At 67.6% G+C, this 18766-nt stretch carries 12 protein-coding genes and 2 tRNA genes; 9 read left to right on the forward strand and 5 right to left on the reverse strand.

The features are described 5' to 3' along the window. Positions 1-7 precede the first annotated feature (7 nt). A complete protein-coding gene (locus K5L94_RS07185; protein ID WP_274512365.1) occupies positions 8-754 on the forward strand; it encodes a sulfite exporter TauE/SafE family protein in 747 nt (248 codons plus the stop codon). A 185-nt stretch (positions 755-939) separates the two neighbouring features. Here K5L94_RS07185 and K5L94_RS07190 read toward each other — a convergent pair. Both K5L94_RS07190 and K5L94_RS07195 read right to left on the reverse strand, forming a co-directional pair. Then, positions 940-1024: transfer RNA gene (locus tag K5L94_RS07190), tRNA-Leu, on the reverse strand. 155 nt (positions 1025-1179) lie between these two features. Beyond that, a tRNA-Leu gene (locus tag K5L94_RS07195) sits at positions 1180-1264 on the reverse strand. Positions 1265-1392: 128 nt separating this feature from the next. Between K5L94_RS07195 and rnr the strand changes: the two genes are divergently transcribed. The 3 genes from rnr to rlmB all read left to right on the forward strand — a co-directional run bounded on the left by rnr (position 1393) and on the right by rlmB (position 5268). Next, entirely contained in the window at positions 1393-3852 is a 2460-nt protein-coding gene (rnr, locus tag K5L94_RS07200) for a ribonuclease R (RefSeq protein ID WP_274512366.1), read from the forward strand. An 83-nt stretch (positions 3853-3935) separates the two neighbouring features. After that, positions 3936-4418 carry a GFA family protein gene (locus K5L94_RS07205; protein WP_053449235.1) on the forward strand — a complete coding sequence of 161 codons (483 nt, stop codon included), beginning with the start codon at positions 3936-3938 and terminating at the stop codon, positions 4416-4418. A 106-nt stretch (positions 4419-4524) separates the two neighbouring features. Continuing rightward, the gene (rlmB, locus tag K5L94_RS07210; protein WP_008265272.1) at positions 4525-5268 is read left to right on the forward strand and encodes a 23S rRNA (guanosine(2251)-2'-O)-methyltransferase RlmB; all 744 of its coding nucleotides are present in this window, start codon (positions 4525-4527) and stop codon (positions 5266-5268) included. 451 nt (positions 5269-5719) lie between these two features. Here rlmB and K5L94_RS07215 read toward each other — a convergent pair whose 3' ends face one another. Genes K5L94_RS07215 through K5L94_RS07225 form a run of 3 tightly spaced genes read right to left on the reverse strand, consistent with a single transcriptional unit; the run spans position 5720 to position 10352 of the window. Continuing rightward, positions 5720-7159: a TolC family protein gene (locus K5L94_RS07215; protein WP_274512367.1), complete on the reverse strand. Its 1440-nt coding sequence runs from the start codon at positions 7157-7159 to the stop codon at positions 5720-5722. Continuing rightward, complete coding sequence (locus K5L94_RS07220; RefSeq protein ID WP_274512368.1) at positions 7156-9114, reverse strand: MacB family efflux pump subunit; 1959 nt, start codon at positions 9112-9114, stop codon at positions 7156-7158. Before K5L94_RS07220 ends, K5L94_RS07215 begins: the two co-directional genes overlap by 4 nt. Then, the gene (locus K5L94_RS07225) at positions 9111-10352 is read right to left on the reverse strand and encodes an efflux RND transporter periplasmic adaptor subunit (RefSeq protein ID WP_008268535.1); all 1242 of its coding nucleotides are present in this window, start codon (positions 10350-10352) and stop codon (positions 9111-9113) included. The genes K5L94_RS07220 and K5L94_RS07225 overlap by 4 nt, the downstream gene beginning before the upstream one ends. 203 nt (positions 10353-10555) lie before the next feature. Here K5L94_RS07225 and K5L94_RS07230 point away from each other — a divergent pair, with 203 nt between their 5' ends. The 5 genes from K5L94_RS07230 (at position 10556) to K5L94_RS07250 (ending at position 18751) form a co-directional block, all read left to right on the forward strand. Beyond that, positions 10556-11284, forward strand: a complete 729-nt coding sequence (locus K5L94_RS07230; RefSeq protein WP_006427862.1) for a response regulator — start codon at positions 10556-10558, stop codon at positions 11282-11284. A 6-nt stretch (positions 11285-11290) separates the two neighbouring features. Continuing rightward, positions 11291-12700, forward strand: a complete 1410-nt coding sequence (locus K5L94_RS07235) for an ATP-binding protein (RefSeq protein WP_006427864.1) — start codon at positions 11291-11293, stop codon at positions 12698-12700. Between the two features lie 222 nt (positions 12701-12922). Beyond that, the gene (locus K5L94_RS07240) at positions 12923-14587 is read left to right on the forward strand and encodes a PAAR domain-containing protein (protein ID WP_274512369.1); all 1665 of its coding nucleotides are present in this window, start codon (positions 12923-12925) and stop codon (positions 14585-14587) included. Positions 14588-14624: 37 nt separating this feature from the next. Continuing rightward, positions 14625-15395, forward strand: coding sequence for a PoNe immunity protein domain-containing protein (locus K5L94_RS07245; protein ID WP_274512370.1), 771 nt, complete (start codon positions 14625-14627; stop codon positions 15393-15395). Positions 15396-15724: 329 nt separating this feature from the next. Beyond that, a complete protein-coding gene (locus tag K5L94_RS07250; RefSeq protein WP_274512371.1) occupies positions 15725-18751 on the forward strand; it encodes a ligand-binding sensor domain-containing diguanylate cyclase in 3027 nt (1008 codons plus the stop codon). The last annotated feature ends 15 nt before the right edge of the window (positions 18752-18766 follow it).

Genomic DNA, 18766 nt, shown 5'->3' on the forward strand with positions numbered 1-18766 from the left:
TGAAGGCATGAATGAATCGATGTACTTCTACGTGTTGCTGGTGGTGGTGTTCGTGCTGGCCGGCGTGGTCAAGGGCGTGACCGGGATGGGCCTGCCGACGGTGGCCATGGGCCTGCTCGGTGGCGCGCTGTCCCCAGTGGCGGCGGCGTCGATGCTGTTCATTCCGACCTTCGTCACCAATGCATGGCAGCTGGTGTCCGGGCCGTCACTGGGCCACATCGTGCGGCGGCTGTGGCCGATGATGCTGGCGGTGGTGGTGGTGACGCTGGGCGCGGCCGCGCTGTTGGTGAGGGTCGATCGCACCTGGTCGCGCATGGCACTTGGCGTGGCGCTGGTGGTCTACGCGGCGTATGCGCTGCTGGCCCCGGTGTTCCGCGTGCCGCAGCGGTGCGAGCGTTGGCTGGGGCCGCTGGTGGGGGCGCTGTCGGGCGTGGTGACCGGTGCGACGGGTGTGTTCGTGATGCCGGCGGTGCCGTACCTGCAGTCGCTGGGATTGCAGCGCGAAGAACTGGTGCAGGCGCTGGGGCTGGCGTTTACGGTGTCGACGATTTCGCTGACCACCGGCCTGGTGCTGCACGGCGCGTTCGGTATCCAGCAACTGGGCCTGAGCGCGCTGGCGGTGATACCCGCGCTGCTGGGAATGTGGCTGGGGCAGCTGATCCGGCAGCGGATCAGTGCGCGGGTGTTCCGCGCCTGCTTCCTCGGGTTCCTGCTGCTGCTCGGGCTGGAGCTGGTACTGCGGCCATTGTTCTGAAGCGCGTTGCCGCGCGTGTACGTAGAGTCGAGCTTGCTCGACTGATGCCATGCAGGACGAAGCGCAAAGCAGTCGAGCAAGCTCGACTCTACGGACCGGTGCAGTCGAGCATGGCTCGACGCTACGAAGGCCCGGATTCCGGACATGAAAAAACCCGCTCTCGCGGGTTTTTCTCATTCTCGACATGGTGCCCAGGAGAGGACTCGAACCTCCACGGTTTTACCCGCTAGTACCTGAAACTAGTGCGTCTACCAATTCCGCCACCTGGGCGTCGAGGAGCGAGATTATGGGGTGTTGTTACGGGGGTGTCAACACCCTGGTGAAGCCATTCTGGATTCCCGACCACGCCTGTCGATGAGGAAATCAGGATCCATCGCCATGCAGCAGGCAAAAAAAATCCCCGCCGGAGCGAGGAGTTTTTTCGTTGGTGCCCAGGAGAGGACTCGAACCTCCACGGTTTTACCCGCTAGTACCTGAAACTAGTGCGTCTACCAATTCCGCCACCTGGGCGTTCCAGAGGCGCAATTGTGAAGATGAATCCGCAGGCTGTCAACGACTTCCTGCAATTTTTTCACGCAGTGCCTTCAAGGCGGCCACTGACCCGTTCTGCACGCCGTCACCGGCTACCATGTAGGGCGATGACTACCAAAAAACCAAGCAAGGGCGGGAGCAAGTCCCGCAGCCAGGCCCCGAAGAAGGGCGCCAAGGCGGGCGCGGCCCGCACCACCAAACCGGGCAAGCCGCTGCCGGGCTGGTTCCCCGAATTGAACGAAGGCGGCGCGCCGCCGCGTGGCCGCAAGCGCCACGGTGATGATGCACCGGGCCCGGCTCCGGGCCGCAAGCTGCCGCCGACCGGCAAGGTGATCGACGATCCCTATGCCGCCCGCGAGGCAGAAAAGTACGAACAACCCATCGCCAGCCGCGAGGCCATCCTGGCCCTGCTGGAGCGTTGCGAAGGGCCGCAGACCGCCGAAGAACTGGGCGCACGCCTGGGCCTGGGTGCGCCGGACCGGGCCGAAGCGCTGTCGCGCCGGCTCGGCGCCATGGTCCGCGACGGCCAGCTGGTACAGAACCGGCGCGGTGGCTTCGCCCCGATCCAGACCCTGAACCTGGTCACCGGCGTGGTGATCGCCAACCCGGAAGGGTTCGGCTTCCTGCGCCCGGTCGAAGGCGGCGACGACCTGTTCCTGCCGCCGTATGAAATGCGCAAGGTGATGCACGGCGACAAGGTGCTCGCGCGCGTGACCGGCATCGACCATCGCGGCCGCCGCGAGGGCAGCATCGCCCGCGTGCTGGAACGTGGCATGACCCGCCTGATTGGCCGCTTCAGCGTCGAGATGGGCATCAACTACGTGGTGCCCGACGACAAGCGCGTGCAGCGCAACGTGCAGGTGCCGCCGGACCAGACCGGTGGCGCGCGCGACGGCCAGCTGGTGGTCTGCGAACTGACCCAGGCACCGGACAGCCGCCGCCCGCCGATCGGCCGCATCATCGCCGTGCTCGGCGACAAGCTGACCGCCTCGCTGGTGGTGGAGACCGCCATCCACGGCCACGAACTGCCGTTCGAGTTCCCGCAGGAAGTACTGGACGAAGCCGCATCGGTACCGCTGGTGGTCGAGCCGTCGATGATCGGCGACCGCGTCGATCTGCGCAGCACGCCGCTGGTCACCATCGACGGCGAGGATGCCAAGGACTTCGACGACGCGGTGTACTGCGAGCCGAATGCCGATGGCTTCCGCCTGGTGGTGGCGATCGCCGATGTCTCCAACTACGTGCGCCCCGGCACGCCGCTGGACGAGGAGGCGCAGAAGCGCGCGACCTCGGTGTACTTCCCGGGCTTCGTGGTGCCGATGCTGCCGGAGACCCTGTCCAACGGCATCTGCTCGCTGATGCCCAAGGTCGACCGCATGTGCTTCGTCTGCGACATGCAGATCGACCGCGACGGCCTGGTCACCCATTCGCGCTTCTACGAAGCGGTGATGAACTCGCACGCGCGCCTGACCTACACCCAGGTGTGGAAGGCGGTGGGCGAGGATGATGCCGATACCAAGGCCTGGATGGGCGATCTGCTGCCGCAGGTGCAGCGCCTGCACCAGCTGTACAAGGTGCTGTCGAAGGCGCGCGCCAAGCGCGGTGCCATCGAGTTCGAAAGCAGCGAAGTGCGTTTCGTGCTGGACAACCGCGGCGAAGTGACCCAGGCCGGCATGCTGGTGCGCAACGACGCGCACAAGCTGATCGAGGAATGCATGATCGCGGCCAACGTCGAGGCGGCCAAGTACCTGCTGTCGCGCCACGTGCCGGCGCCGTACCGCATCCACGAGAAGCCACCGGAAACCAAGTACGCCGACCTGCTGGAATTCCTCAAGGAGTTCAAGCTGAGCCTGCCGCCGTGGTCGAAGGTGCGCCCCGGCGACTACACCAAGCTGCTGAAGAAGATCCGCGATCGCCCCGATGCCACGCTGCTGGAGTCGGTGCTGCTGCGCAGCCAGAGCCTGGCGATCTACAGCCCGGACAACCACGGCCACTTCGGCCTGGCGCTGGAGGCGTACGCGCACTTCACTTCGCCGATCCGCCGCTACCCCGATCTGCTGGTGCATCGCGCGATCAAGCACGCGCTGTCCGGCAAGCCGCTGGACAAGTTCACCTACAACGCGCGCGAAATGGCCGCGTTGGCGCTGCAGTGTTCCGAGCGTGAGCGTCGCGCCGATGAGGCCGAACGCGAGGTCGACGAGCGTTACCGCGCGGCGTGGATGGAAAAGCACGTCGGCGGGCAGTTCGACGGCGTGATCAGCGGCGTGACCAGCTTCGGCCTGTTCGTGGAACTGGACGAGTCGAAGGTGCAGGGCCTGGTGCATGTCACCCAGCTGCCGCAGGACTATTACAAGTTCGACGCCACCCGCAAGACGCTGACCGGCGAACGCCGTGGCAGCAGTTACCGGCTGGGCGACCGCGTGCGCATCCTGGTGCTGAAGGCCAGCATGGAAGAACGCAAGATCGACTTCCGCCTGGTCGAGCACAAGGGCGAGGACGAGGGCGACGGGCTGCCGCCGCTGCCCGAGCGGGGCAAGCCGGCCAAGCGCACCAAGAAGCAGTATTGAAAGGCGTGCCGACCAACGGTCGGCACCCACCTCACCCGGTAGGTGTCGACCTTGGTCGACACGATTTTGCGGAGGAACGCACCATGCAGGGCCAACCCGAGTACAGCGGCGGCTGCCAGTGCGGCGCGATCCGCTTCCAGGCGCGCGGCGCGCTGACCGACAGCTCGATCTGCCATTGCCGGATGTGCCAGAAGGCCTTCGGTGCCTACTACGCGCCGCTGGTGTCGGTGCGCGGCGTGCAGTTCAGCTGGACCCGCGGCCAGCCGCGTTACTTCCAGTCGTCCAACGTGGTCCGGCGGGGGTTCTGTGCCGACTGTGGCACCCCGCTGACCTACGAGGCGCCCGACGGCGTGGCAATCGCTGCCGGCGCCTTCGACCAGCCCGAGCGCCTGCCGCCGACGATCCAGTACGGGGTGGAGCGCAAGCTGCCATTCGTCGATGCGCTGGGCGGCCTGCCGGCGCGGCGCACCGAGGACGACGTCGCGTCGCTGGCGTTCCTGGCCACGATCGTGTCCCACCAGCACCCCGACCACGACACCCCGCACTGGCCGCCGCGCAGTCGATGACCCACCTGTAGAGCCGGGCCTACGCTCGGCTGGCGGGTGGCCGCCGCCGCAGCGCCCGGCCCGCCGATGCTCTACCATAGCCACCCCCTTTCCGGTCCCCTCCCGCATGAGCAAGAACAGCCAGTGGATCGTCGGCGTCAACGCCGTCGCCTCCTCCATCGAGAACGACGCCGAGAACGTCCGCGAAGTGCTGGTCGAGGCCGGTGCGAAGAATCCGCGCCTGACCGAAATCGAGGAAAACGCCCGCCGCAAGGGTATCGACGTGCGCAAGGTGAACGCCCAGGCGCTGGATGGCGTGGGCGGTTCGGTGCGCCACCAGGGTGTGGCCGCGCGTTATGCCGCCGCCCGTACCTACAGCGAGAACGAGCTGGAAGGCCTGGTTACCGCGGCCGAGGGCAAGGCCCTGCTGCTGGTGCTGGATGAAGTGCAGGACCCGCACAACCTCGGCGCCTGCCTGCGCTCGGCGGCGGCCGCCGGTGCCACTGCGGTGATCATTCCCAAGGACAAGTCGGCCACGGTCAACGCCACCGTGCGCAAGACCTCGGCCGGTGCCGCCGACCGCATTCCGGTGGTGGCGGTGACCAACCTGTCGCGCTGCCTGAAGGACCTGCAGAAGCAGGGCGTGTGGATCTACGGCCTGGCCGGTGAAGCGACCGCTTCGCTGTACCAACTGGACCTGAAGGGCAACATCGCGCTGGTGCTGGGCGGCGAAGCCGATGGCCTGCGCCGCCTGACCCGCGAGAACTGCGATGGCCTGGTCAAGATCCCGATGCCGGGCGAGATCGAGAGCCTGAACGTCTCCGTCGCCGCCGGCGTCAGCCTGTTCGAGGCCGTGCGCCAGCGCGGTTGATCGGCACTGCTGGATGATTGATCGGGGGTCAGATCCCTCTCCGCAGGAGGGGGCTCTGACCCTTTTTTGTGCTCCTTTTTCGTGCGGCGCTGCGGGCTCACCGGGCATGGCCCGGCGCTACCGTGTCGACCAAGGTCGACACCTACCAAGGCGGTGTATGACGCCATTCCGACAGCCGCGGGAAACGGTCAAGGGCGGGGTGGGTCCGGTGGCAGGGGTGTGAGCCGCATGGATGCGGCGACCAAGCCCCCATGGGTGAGGGCGCTTTGCTTGCGAAGCACTGCTTCGCAAGCGCCCGAACGCACAGCCGCCAGCGGCTGGGCCGGACCCCGGAGGGGGGGGCACGGCGTCCCCTGTCACCGGACCCACCCCGTCATTCAACGGAATGCCCCGTTGTTGACGTTGATGTTGACGTTGTTTTGGCGGGTGCGGGGCGCAGCCCCGCATCGCCTCACCCCGCGCTGCCGCCCAGCGCCTTGAACAGGGTCACGTCGTTGTTCAGCTGGCCCTGGCGCACGCGCGCCAGCGACAGCTCGGCATCGCGCCGGGTCTGCTGTGCCTCCAGCCAGGTGCGCAGGTCGGTGGCACCCACGCGGTAGCGCACTTCCTGCGCGCGCTCGACTTCCACCGCTTCGTCGTACGAGGCCTGCGAGGCCGCCACCTGGCGCGCCAGCTGCTCACGTGCCGACAGCGCGTTGTCCACTTCCGAGAGCGCGGTGTACAGCGTCTTGCGGAAGTTGGTGGCGGCGATCTGGTAGGCGGTGCCCGCGATGTCGGTATCCAGCTGCGCGCGCTGCAGGTTGAGGAACGGCAACGACAGGCCGGCGCCCAGCGTGGCCACCGGGTTGCGCAGCACATCACCCAATGACGTGGCGCTGGAACCGAGGCTGCCGGTCAGGCTCAGCGCCGGGTAGTACTGGGTGGCGGTCACCTTGATGGTCTTCAGGCTGTTGCGCAGGCGCAGTTCGGCCGCGCGCAGGTCGGGACGGCGGCCGAGCAGGTCGGTCGGCAGGCCCTCGGTGATGGCGGGACTGCGTGCGCCCAGCAGGTCCTGCGGTTCGTCCTGCTGCGGCCAGGGCGTGCCATCCAGCAGCACGGTCAGTGCATTGCGCGCCTCCACCCGCTGCTGTTCCAGCGCGCTCTGCGAGGAGCGCTGCGACTGCAGGTTCTGCAGTGCCTGGCGCACTTCCAGGCGCGATACCGCACCGGCGTCGAAGCGGGCCTGCACCAGTTCACGGGTGCGCTCCAGGCGCTCCAGGTTGGCCTGGCCGGTCGCGATCGACTGGTTGAGGTAGGCCAGGTTCCAGTACTGGTTGATGGTGTCGCCGATCACCAGCAGCGCGGTGTTCTGGCGGTCTTCCTCGCTCGCCTCGGCCTCCCAGCGGGCGATGTCGCGCTGGGTGCGCAGGCGGCCCCACAGGTCCACTTCCCAGCCCAGCGAGACGCCGGTGGAGTAGCTGCGACGCCAGTCGTCAGCCAGGTCGGTGGCGCGGCTGGCGCTGCCGCTGACGCCGGATGACGACGGCTGCGGCCATAGCGCGTTGCTGGCCAGCCCGGCCTGCAGGCGCGAACGCTGCACGGCGAGGCCGGCGGCGGCCAGGTCGCTGTTGGCGGCCAGTGCCTGCGCCACCAAGCGGTCGAGGCGTTCATCGCCGAAGCCGGTCCACCAGGTGTCCTGGCGGATGTCGCGGCCCGGTGTGTCCAGGCTGCTGCGCGGGTCGTCGGCCGGTGCGTTGAGGGTGGCATCGCCCCGGCCGTAGCTGGCCGCCACGTCCGGTTCCTTTATCGGATAGCGGCCGACCGACGCACAGGCGGACAGGGCGAGCAGCACGGCGCCAGCCAACAGCAGGCGCGAGGGAGCAGGGAAGGGCAGTCGGGTCATCATCTTCATTCGCGGGCCAGGGCCTCCACCGGGTCGAGCTGCGCCGCGTTGCGTGCTGGCAGGAATCCGAACGCCACGCCGATCAGGGTCGAGCAGGCGAACGCAGCGATGATCGAGGCCGTGGAGAACAGCACCTGGAAGTCGCTGGCGAAGCGGCCGATCATCGAGCCCAGCAGCAGGGCCAGGCCGATGCCGAGCACGCCGCCGAGCAGGCACACCAGTACCGCTTCGATCAGGAACTGCTGGCGGATATCACTCTGGCGGGCGCCGACGGCCATGCGCACACCGATCTCGCGGGTACGCTCGGTGACCGAGACCAGCATGATGTTCATCACGCCGATGCCGCCGACCAGCAGTGCGATGGCGGCGATCGCGCCGATCAGCAGGGTCATCGTGCGCGTGGTCTGCTCGATGGTGTCGCGGATCTCGGCGCTGTTGCTGAGGAAGAAATCCTCGGTGCCGTGGCGCATCGTCAGCAGGCGGGTGATCGCTTCCTGTGCGGCATCCATCGGAGTGCTGTCATCCACACGCACGGTGATGCTGGATACGTGGCTCTGGCCCAGCATGCGCGACATCACCGTGGTGTACGGCACCCACACGCTCAGGCTGGTGCTGCCACCGAAACCGAAGCTCTGGCGCTTGGCCACGCCCACCACGCGCGCCGGCACGTTGCCGAGCAGGATCACCTGGCCGACCGGGTCGACATCGGGGAAGAACTGGGTCTGGGTGTTCTCGTCGATCACCGCCACCTGGCCCAGGCCCTTCACCGCGTCGGCATCGAAGAAGCTGCCGCTGAGCAGGGTTACGCCCTTGACCCGGAAGAACTGCTCGCCAACACCGCTGACCTGGGCGGTGGAGGACTGGTTGCGGTAGCGCGCAGTGACCGAGGTCGACACGCTGGGGGTGGCGCTGTCCACGTAGCTCTGCTTTGACAAGGCGTCGGCATCGCTGGCCTTGAGCGTCTGCACGCGCGCCGAGCGCATGTCGCCGAAGCCGCGGCCGGGGTAGACGTCGATGGTGTTGGTGCCCAGCGCGCTGATGTTCTGCAGGATCTGCTGCTGTGAGCCGTTGCCCAGCGCCACCACCGAGACCACCGAGGCAATGCCGATGATGATGCCGAGCATGGTCAGGAAGGTGCGCAGCCGATGAGCGTTCATCGCCAGCAGGGCCATGCGGAACGCTTCGGTGAAGCGGTCGCGGGCGGCCCGCCAGCTGTTGCCATGGGAAACGCCGGTGCTGGCTTCGCGCTGCGCGCGGTAGCTCGGCGCATCCGGATTGGCGCGATCGGCGATGATCTCGCCGTCGCGGATCTCGATGATGCGCTGTGCGTGCTGGGCCACGCTCATGTCGTGGGTGACGATGATGATGGTGTGGCCTTCGGCGTGCAGCTCGCCGAGGATCGCCATCACCTCCTCGCCGGATTTCGTGTCGAGTGCGCCGGTCGGTTCGTCGGCCAGGATCACCTCGCCGCCGTTCATCAGCGCGCGCGCGATCGACACGCGCTGCTGCTGGCCACCGGACAGCTGGCCCGGCTTGTGGTGCATGCGGTCGCCCAGGCCCAGCCGCTGCAGCAGCTGCTCGGCACGCGCGTTGCGCACCGGGCCGGGACTGCCGGCATACACCGCCGGCACTTCCACGTTGCCGCGCGCATCCAGATCGCCCAGCAGGTGGTAGCGCTGGAAGATGAAACCGAAATGCCCGCGGCGCAGCTCGGCCAGCTCGTCCGGCTCCATCTTCCCGGTTTCGCGGCCGGCCACCTGGTAACTGCCGCGGGTCGGGCGGTCGAGGCAGCCGAGGATGTTCATCAGCGTCGACTTGCCCGAACCGGACTGGCCGACGATGGCCACCATCTCGCCGGCATGGATATCCAGATTCACGTCGCGCAGCACGGCGATGACATCCTCGCCGGCCGGGAATTCGCGTCGCAGGTCGCGCAGGCGCAGCAGCGGCGCCGCCATGCTCATCGGCGCCCCATGCCCGGGCCACCGACCCGCATCTGCATGCCGCCACGGTTGCCGCCGCCGGCGGCGGCACCGGCCGCGCTGGCTTCGCCCACCACCACGCGCTCGCCTTCCTTCAGCCCGGACAGGATCTCGGCGGATGCACCGTTGTTGATGCCCACGGTGACCTTGCGCGGCTGCGGCTGGCCCTTGTCGTCCAGCACCCGCACCGTGCGCTCATCGCCACGGCGCTTGGGCCCCAGTGCCACCGACGGCACCATCAGCACGCCCTTGGCCTGCTTCAGCAGCACCGAGACCTGCGCAGTCATGTCGATGCGCAGCGTGCCGTCCGGGTTCTCCACGTCGAACAGCGCGTTGTAGTAGACCGCGCTGCTGGAGCTGGAGCTGGACGAGCTGCTGGAACTGGACGAACTTTCGTTGGCGATCGAGGCCGGCGCCGGATTGATCTGGCGGAGCTTGGCGTGGTACTTGCGGTCCGGGTCGCCCAGCGTGGTGAAGTACACCGGCATGCCGGCCTTGATCTTGACCACGTCGGCCTCGGAGATCTCGGCATTGACGGTAACCACGTCCAGCCGCGCCAGCATGACGATGGTCGGTGCGGTCTGGTTGGCGTTGACGGTACGGCCTTCCTCGGCCACCACCGCGACCACGGTGCCGTCCATCGGCGCAGTGATGCGGGTATAGGCCAGGTTGGCGCGGGCGGTGCCCAGCTCGGTTTCGCGGCCCTTGATCTGCGCCTCGTAGGACTGCAGCTGGGCGCGGGCGGTCTTCAGCTGCGCCTCGGCGGCATCGTATTCCTGGCGCGAGGTGGCCTCGGCGGCCAGCATCTGCTGCTGGCGCGCGAACTCCAGTTCGGCCTGGCGCAGGGTGGCCTGCTGCACCGCGCGCTGGGCGGTGACCTGGTCCAGCGAGGCCTGCGCGTTGAGCACCTGGTTCTGCTGGGTGGTGGCGTCGATCTCGGCGATCAGGTCACCTTCCTTCACCGTGTCGCCCAGCTGCACCTTCAGCGACTTGATCTGGCCCGAGGCCTGCGCACCGACGCTGACCAGCTTGTAGGCATCGATCACGCCGGTGGCCTCCACGGTCTGCTCGATGTCGCCGCGGCTGACCGGGGTGGTCGCCACCGCCGGGGCGGCAGGCTTGCGCAGCAGCCACCAGGCAGCGACGGCAACGGCAAGGGCAAGCAGGGCGATCAGTATCAGTCGACCCCGGCGGGTCGCGGGCAGCAGGCGGAAACTCACGTCGTGGCTTCACTCTCGGGGCCGCGGCAGCGGCGTTGGTGGGCATTGTGAAGATCGACCGGCAGGGGGCCAATCCTCGGGGTATGTCTCTATGTAACACTGTCGGTGAATACGCGTAACCACAGGTATCGCGGCCTCGGCTGGATACACTGGTACGCATTGCCCCGGATGCGGTTCAGCTGCCGACACGGGATGATCGCGACATGGAGACCGAAAACACGATGCATCGATTGCTGATCGTCGACGACGACAACGACATCCGGACCCTGCTGGCCGAACAGCTTGGCCGCGCCGGTTACCAGGTGAGCACGGCCGCCGATGGCACCGCCATGCGCCAGCTGCTGGACCGCGAGCACGTGGACCTGATCGTGCTCGACCTCAACCTGCCGCGCGAGGATGGCCTGACCCTGTGCCGCGACCTGCGCGCGCGCTCGAACACCCCGGTGATCATGCTGACCGCGCGTGCCGAGCCGATCGACCGCGTGCTGGGCCTGGAAATGGGTGCCGATGATTACCTGGCCAAGCCGTTCGAGCCGCGCGAGCTGCTGGCGCGCATCCGCAACGTGCTGCGCCGCACCGAAGCGCTGCCGGCCAACCTGGAGCCGTTGGCGGTACGCCGCGCGCGCTTCTCGCGCTGGATATTCGACCTGGAGCACCGCCACCTGGTGGACCCGGACGATCGCGTGGTGGTGCTGTCCGGTGCCGAGTTCCGGCTGCTGCGGGTGTTCATCGCGCATGCCAACAAGGTGCTGTCGCGCGAGCAACTGGTGGCGCTCAGCAGCGGCCGCAACTACGAGGCGCAGGACCGCGCGATCGACCTGCAGGTCAGCCGGCTGCGCAACAAGCTGGGCGATGACGGCGGGCCGGACGGCCTGATCAAGACCGTGCGCAACGAAGGCTACGTGCTGGCCTCGTCGGTCAACCTGGAATAGGTCGCGATGAAGCGCCTGCGCCATTTCCTGTCCTCGATGGTCGGGCGGCTGTTCGTGATCCTGCTGCTGGGCATGAGCGTGGCCGCGATCGGCGCGACCATGCTGGCCACCTCCAAGCGCCAGCAGGAGTTCGAGCGGCAGAACCTGAATCGCATCGCCGACCGCCTGCAGGGCTACGTCAACCTGCTCGACGGCAACCCCGAACTGCGCGAGCGGCTGTTGGAGGTCGGTGGCCCCAGCGTGCGTGCGCTGCTGCCGGGCGCGCGCCTGGGCCGGGCCGATACGGCCTTGATGGAAGTGCTCGATGACCGGCCCGGCCCGGTGTCGCGCGCGCACGTGCACTTCACCTCGTTCCGTTCGTGCATTCCGAAGCTGCAGGACCTGCTGCCGCCGCCGCCGCCCGGGCATCGCAAGCATCCGCGCGAGCGCGATCCGGCGTTCATTCCGCCCAAGTGCCGCGCGGTTGACGTAACCCTCAACGACGGTACGCTGCTGAAGCTGGCGCTGGACTCGCCAGCGGTGGCCCACAACGGCATCCTCGCCGTCGACCCGTGGTTCCTGACCCTGCTGGTACTGGCGATCGCGGTGCTGGCGTACATCGTCGCGCGCATGGCCAGCGCGCCGCTGCAGGAGCTGGCGGCCGCCGCCGAAGACCTGGGCGATGACCTGCAGCGGGATCCGCTGCCCCTGCGCGGACCGCGCGAAGTGCAGCGTGCGGCGGAAGCCTTCAACGCGATGCAGCACCGCCTGCAGCGGCATCTGGCCGAGCGTACGCAGATGCTGGCGGCGATCACCCACGACCTGCAGACCCCACTGACCCGCCTGCGCCTGCGCCTGGAAAATGTCACCGACGAGGTGCTGCGCGAGCGCCTGATCGGCGATCTGGCGGCGATGCAGGCACTGGTGCGCGAAGGCCTGGAACTGGCACGCAGCGCCGAAAGTGCCGAGCAGCGCGCGGCGCTGGACCTGGATTCGCTGCTGGAGAGCATCGTTGAAGATGCCGCCGAAGGGGGCGCCGATGTCGTCTTCGAAGGGGGAACCGGCGCGGTGCTGATGCTGCGCCCGCTGGCCATGCACCGCCTGTTCTCCAACCTGGTGGACAACGCGGTGATGTACGCCCAGCGCGTGCGGGTACGGGTGGAGCGCAGTGGCGGTGCGATCACCGTGATGGTGGCCGATGATGGCCCCGGGCTGGCCGAGGACCAGCTGGAAGCGGTGTTCGACCCGTTCGTGCGGGTGGAAACCTCGCGCTCGCGCGAAACCGGTGGTGCCGGGCTGGGGCTGACCATTGCCCGCGCGCTGGCCGAGAAGGATGGTGCGCGCCTGTGGCTGCGCAATCGCGCCGAAGGCGGGCTGGAAGCCGTGGTGCAGTGGCCGGCCAGTGCGCAGGTGGTGCCGCCGGGCCGCGCCGGCTGAGTCGACGCGGGAGGGGCTGCATTCCGACAGGCCCCGCCGGATACTGACGCGATAGCCCTGCTTGCGGCGCGATAGGGCGAATGCGTCACGTGCGGTAATCGCCTGCGTTGCAAGGCGTTGCCTAGACGGTCGGGGCAATTGCGTCAGCGTTGAATTGCCTGCGCTGCGTGCGGCCCGTCACCTGAAGCCATCGAAGTTTCTCGCGGATGGCAGATGGCACGGATGTGGATCGTGGTCGGCGACGCCACCACGGGCGGCGGGCGGGTGCTGACCGGATCGTCGAATACGGATATCGAAGGCAAGGCCGTGGCCTGCGTGGGTGACAAGGCGACGTGTCCAAAGCATGGGGGCACGTTCGAGATCGTCACCGGGGACCCGACGCTGATCGTCGATGGCAAGCCGATCGCGCGCGAAGGCGATTCGCTGGCCTGTGGCTGCAGGTTGCTCGGAGGCGCTCAGTCGCTGGTGTATGTGGTTGACGGCGGTGGCGGTGCGTCGGTCTCCGCGGCGCCTACCGCGCCGGCGGAGGTGAACCTGTGGAGCGCCGGGCCACCGTCCAGCGGTTTCGTTGCCCGCGATGTGGCAGCTACGCGCGAGGTCGTGCTGCATTGCCATTACGGCGACCTGGACTGTACGCCCGCGCGCGGTGTCAGTTACCGGGCGACCCTGTCCGATGGCCGCGTGTTCAGCGGCCATCTCGATGACGAAGGCCGTGCACGTCTGCCGCAGGTGAGCGTGGGGCCGGTGCAGGTGATCTACCAGCACGAGGCCGACAGCGCCGACTCGGCTGAGATTGAGGCCTGCCGCGAACGACTTCGCGTCGCCCTGCAGCGCATCGTGCAGCAGACCCGGCAGGATTTTGCTGCGGACTGGCGACAATGGAACAGTGCCAACTCTGCTCATCGGGCCTTCCTGATGGAGCTGAACCGCATCGAAGGCCAGACGAAGGGGGCATGGGACTGGGTCAGTGGCAGCGTGGAAACGGTGTGGCAACTGGCGGTGCTGCGCTTCAAGGCCGATGCGGAACTGCGCGAACTGAGCGGACTGCTGCTGGCAGGTGACTGGAACGGGCTGGATGCACGCATTGCAGGGCATCGTGCAGCAGGCGAGCAGGTGCTGGACAAGGCCAGTACGATCAAGGAGCAGCTGATCCTGCTGTTCGACGACGGCCCGACCTGGCAGCTGTTGGCGACGTTCCCTGCGTACTGGGCGAAGGCGGTACCGCCAGACGAGCTGCAGGAGTTGACCCAGCGTTACGGTAGCCAGTTTGCGCTCGATGTCGTTATCAGCGTGCTGCTGGGCGCGTTCAGCGCAGGCACGGCCGGAACCGCCTATGGCGGCGCAGCCTGGGCGGCCCGGATCGGGCGGCTGGGACAGCGTCTGGCAGCGCTGCTGGACGAGCTGGGTGAGGCGTTCACGGCATTGGCGCGGGCATTGCGCGCGCGCAAGCGTCGGCACACGGAAAGCCGGGCGCCGGATGCCGATGGGGTGGTGGAAACCCGGTTGCCGCGCACGCGCGCCGCAGGTGCTGCGTTCGGCGAGGCGAGAGCGCATCAGGCGATGCTGGACAAGGGACTGACGCCAGTGGGGAAGACCGATGGCGTGTATCGTCCGGGAGAGAATGGCATCGATGGGGTCTACAGCCACCCGGATCCGCCGCCTGACTATGTGATCACTGAAGCGAAGTACAACACGGGCCGTTTGGGTGGGCCGTACAGGGACGGTACGCGGCAGATGGATGATGAGTGGATTGGAAAGCGTCTAGAGGCGAAAGTTGGCAAGGATGAGGCAGAGAAGATTGTAGAAGCTCTGGAAGAGGGGCGCGTCGAGAAGCTTGTTGTCAGAGTGGCCGAAGACGGAACGGTTGGGACTGTCAGAATCGATTGATGACCGCTTCGGAGTCAACTAAGGGTTTGATCCAACAATGAAAATGCGAGATTCGCGCAAGAACAGAAGCTACTTTGACCGCTGGATCGAGCATGAGAGAGCCTCGATTCATCGAAAGGAATCGAGAATCGCGGGGGATGAACTGCCGCGCAAAGGGCGTGTTCTTGCTGCCTCAAGGCTTTTCGATTCAGTGTTGGGAGTGGTGGTAATGCGATATTCCCGAGGTGATGACATCGAATCAATCAAGGGTGAGGTGAGGTCGCTCCTTCCAGTGCGCGAGAAGATGAGCAAACTCTGCGATCTACTGGAGACCGGTGAGAGAAGTTACCGTTTCCAGTTCGAGGACATCCGGCAAGATCACTTCGTGCAATGGCTATGGTGGCTGGCTTTCGCGCTCTCGCTGGATATGGGGCGAGAGTACATTCAACGAAGCTTGAAGTTGCTGCGGATCGCCGGAAAAGACAAACTCTTCGACGCGATCGCAGTTGCGCTGGGGGATGCGGGCCGGCCCGTTTCCACTGAGGTGTTGTATCGCCAATACCTCCCGCTCATGGAAGCAATCGCCTCACCCTCGGGCCGGCCCGGGCTCGTAAAGGAGTTCCTGGACGGCTGGTATGCAGGCAGCCGCAACGTGTACTGGCACGGGAATCACCGTGACGACGACAGCGGCTACATGGGCTACTGGGCCTTCGAGGCCGCGCTGGTCGTGATGCTGTTCGACATCGACGATTCGAGCTTCCGCGACCACGAGTACTACCCGGCCGATCTGGTGGCCCATTACAGGCGTCGTGCCGGCGACAGGATGTAGTTGTCCCTCCGCTGAGGCGCCAGGCGAGAGGTCTTCTGGACCGGCCTGTGGTCACCGCCTGGGATCGGGACGGTGTACCGGACCAAGCCCTCCCGCCGCAAACCTGCATCGCCTGCACGGCTGGCTCAGAAAGCCAGCCGTTGTTGCCGCGGGCGTGGTGCATGGCTGATTAGGCGCAGCGGGCTGGCGTTTGCCCTATCATTCGCGCATCTCCCCAGACGCCCCCCGATGAGCCAGCCCGTTCCTGCCGGCACGCCGCTCCGCGTTGCCCGCGCGTTTCCTCACGCTGCCAGACCCCGCAGCCATCGCTGGCCACCGCCACTGCGCTGATGGGCGGACAGGGGGACACGAGGCGTTGGGCGGAGCGCCGTGGATCATCATTCAGGCGGGCACTGCGGCAGGGGCTGCTGTGGCTGCTGCTGGCCGTGGCCGCGCCACTGGCGGCGCAGGAAGGCGCGCCGCCGCTGCGGGACTACGCGATCGACGTCTGGACCTCGCGCAACGGCCTGCCGCACAACTCGCTGCGTGACATCGCGCAGACCCCGGAGGGGCATCTCTGGTTCGCCACCTGGGAAGGCCTGGTGCGCTACAACGGCCTGGATTTCACCGTGTTCGACCGCAGCACCCGCCCGGGCCTGCGCGACAACGGCATCGGTGCGCTCTACGTCGATCGCCAGGGCGGGCTGTGGATCAGCGATTCGCGCGGCAATGTCAGCCATCGCGGCAACGACGGCCAGTGGCGGGTCTGGGAGCATCAGGGCGATACCCCGCAGGTGCTGATCCAGTCCATGCAGATGGACAGCCAGGGGCGCCTGTGGCTGCTGTACGAAGGCAAGGGGCTCGGCTACCTGGTGCCGGACAAGGGCATCGTCTATCAGGCACCGGCGGCTGATCTTCCGATGGCGATGAGCTTCACCAAACTGGTGGTCGACGCGCAGGACCGGGTCTGGGTCGGCACGCTCGATGGGCTGGTGCTGCGTGACAACGACGGTGTGCTCAAGCGCGCACCCGCCGCGTGGGGCCTGGGCGCGGGTACCGGGCTGTCGTGGCCGTACCGCGCTCCGGATGGTGCCCTGTGGATCGTCGCCGGCGAGCGCCTGTACCGGGTGGAGGACGATCAGCTGGTGCTGGTGCACCGCCTGCCGGGCCAGCTGCACATGACCGCGATGCTGCAGGACCGCCACGGCGACCTGTGGCTGGGTACCGAGAACCAGGGCCTGCTGCGGATCTCCACGCATGGGCTGGAGCGGCTGCCGGCGGGGTTGAACCTGCCCGGCGGGCGCGTTGTCAGCCTGCGCGAGGATGCGGAGGGCAGCATCTGGGTGGGTGCCAACGGCGGCCTGTACCGCCTGCGCGAGACACTGTTCAGCAGCTACACCGAGCGCGATGGCCTCAGTGGCGACTATGTGCGCACCGTGTTCGAGGACCGTGACCGCCAGTTGTGGGTCGGCAGCGCCAGCGGCCTGGACCTGCAGACCCCCGACGGCCGCTTCCGTCCCGTACCGCTGCACAACCGGGGGGGCAAGGCGCCGTCGGTCCTCAGCCTGGCGCAGGGCCCGGCGGGGGATCTGTGGGTCGGCACCTTCGGTGACGGCGTCTACCGCCTCGGCCCTGACGGCAGCCTACGGCATAACTTTGCGGCCGCCGATGGCATGCCGGGAGGCAACATCCGCGCGATCAGCGTGGATGCGCAGGGCGTGGTCTGGGCCGGCACGCAGAAGGGCGTGGTCCGCATCGACGGCGACCGCGTGCAGGTATCGAGCGTGCCGGGCATGCCCGGTGGCCTGATCACCGCGCTCGAGCATGACCACCAGGGCAACCTGTGGATCGGCACCATCGAAGGCATCCGCGTGCTGCGCGGCAACCACGTGCAGTCGATCGACCTGGCCCCGATGGGCGGCGGCCGCAGCGTGTTCGGCTTCCATCAGCTGGGCGATGCGATGTGGATCAGCAGTGACCGCGGCCTGTACCGCTGGCAGAACGGCCGGCTGGCGCGGGTGGGGCTGGAGCAGGGCATGCCGGTGGATGCGGTGTTCCAACTGGTGCCCGACCGCCTTGGCAACGTGTGGGTCAGCAGCAATCGGGGCGTGCTGCGCACCGACATGGCCACGCTCAATGCGGTGGCCGACGGCCGCGCGCCGCGGGTGCTGGTGGAGCGCTACAACGAGATCGACGGCATGGCCAACGCGCAGGCCAACGGCAGTTCGGGCCCGTCGGCGATCCTGCGCCAGGACGGCACGTTCTGGGTGGTCACCGCGGGCGGGCTGAGCACGGTCGATCCGCAGCGCCTGCAGCGCTTCCGTGAACGCCCGTCACCGCCGGCGGCGATCGAGAGCGTGCAGGTGGATGGTGCGCCGGTGCATTGGGAAGGGCCCGACCGCAACTACATTCCGGGTGGCCGCCGCCTAGCGGTGAGCTACGTGGGCCTGAGCTACCTGATGTCCGACCGGATCCGCTACCGCACGCGGCTGGATGGGCTGGATGCCGGCTGGGTTGAACGCGGCCCGCAGCGCAGCGTCGAGTTCGTTGGCCTGCCACCGGGGGATTACACCCTGCACGTGGCCGCTGCGCACCCGGCGGGGGCCTGGGGCCAGCAGGAAGCGGTGTGGAGCTTCACCGTGGAGCCGTTCTGGTGGCAGCGCCGCAGCGTGCAGGCGCTGGGCGGGCTGTTGCTGCTGGCCGGCCTGGTGGCGTTGTACCGCCTGCTGCTGCAGCAGCTGAAGGCGAGCAACCTGCGCCTGGCCCGGCGCGTGGACGAGGCGACCTTCGACCTGCAGGCCAAGACCGTGCACCTGCAGGCACTGAACCAGGAAAAGACCGAGCTGGCCGAGCGCCTGGCACGGCAGGCCGAGGCGTTCGAGCGGCAAGCCCGCGAAGATGCCCTGACCGGGCTGGCCAATCGCCGTGGCTTCGATGAAACCCTGGCCCGCGACTTCGCCCGCTCACAGCGCAGCGGTCATCCGCTGTGCCTGGTGGTGCTGGACATCGATCACTTCAAGGACGTCAACGACCGCCACAGCCACAGCATCGGCGATGCGGTGCTGGTGGAGGTGGCGCGACTGATCGCCGCGGCCAGCCGCGATTCGGACCTGCCCGCGCGCACCGGTGGCGAAGAGTTCGCGCTGCTGCTCAACGACACCCGCCTGGAAGAAGCCGCGCAGCTGTGCGCGCGCCTGCGCGGGCTGTTCCATGACCATCCGGACTGGGCCGGCGTGGACGGCCTGCGCGTGACCTTCAGCGCCGGCCTGGTGGAGCTGGACGCCGACGACCGCACCCCGGCGCTGTTGTACCAGCGCGCCGACCGCGCGCTGTACCGGGCCAAGAGCGATGGCCGCGATCGTACGAGTATTGGTTGATCGCATCCACGCAAT

Origin of the sequence: Stenotrophomonas forensis (genome assembly GCF_028752115.1) — a bacterium.
GTDB lineage: Bacteria > Pseudomonadota > Gammaproteobacteria > Xanthomonadales > Xanthomonadaceae > Stenotrophomonas > Stenotrophomonas forensis.

Bases quoted from the DNA above. Each gene is read 5' to 3' on its own strand.
- K5L94_RS07250 (WP_274512371.1), top strand. From the start codon at position 15,725: ATGGGCGGACAGGGGGACACGAGGCGTTGGGCGGAGCGCCGTGGATCA.
- K5L94_RS07215 (WP_274512367.1), bottom strand. From the start codon at position 7,159: ATGAAGATGATGACCCGACTGCCCTTCCCTGCTCCCTCGCGCCTGCTG.
- rnr (WP_274512366.1), top strand. From the start codon at position 1,393: ATGACTACCAAAAAACCAAGCAAGGGCGGGAGCAAGTCCCGCAGCCAG.
- K5L94_RS07230 (WP_006427862.1), top strand. From the start codon at position 10,556: ATGGAGACCGAAAACACGATGCATCGATTGCTGATCGTCGACGACGAC.
- K5L94_RS07185 (WP_274512365.1), top strand. From the start codon at position 8: ATGAATGAATCGATGTACTTCTACGTGTTGCTGGTGGTGGTGTTCGTG.
- rlmB (WP_008265272.1), top strand. From the start codon at position 4,525: ATGAGCAAGAACAGCCAGTGGATCGTCGGCGTCAACGCCGTCGCCTCC.
- K5L94_RS07235 (WP_006427864.1), top strand. From the start codon at position 11,291: ATGAAGCGCCTGCGCCATTTCCTGTCCTCGATGGTCGGGCGGCTGTTC.
- K5L94_RS07220 (WP_274512368.1), bottom strand. From the start codon at position 9,114: ATGAGCATGGCGGCGCCGCTGCTGCGCCTGCGCGACCTGCGACGCGAA.
- K5L94_RS07240 (WP_274512369.1), top strand. From the start codon at position 12,923: ATGTGGATCGTGGTCGGCGACGCCACCACGGGCGGCGGGCGGGTGCTG.
- K5L94_RS07205 (WP_053449235.1), top strand. From the start codon at position 3,936: ATGCAGGGCCAACCCGAGTACAGCGGCGGCTGCCAGTGCGGCGCGATC.
- K5L94_RS07245 (WP_274512370.1), top strand. From the start codon at position 14,625: ATGAAAATGCGAGATTCGCGCAAGAACAGAAGCTACTTTGACCGCTGG.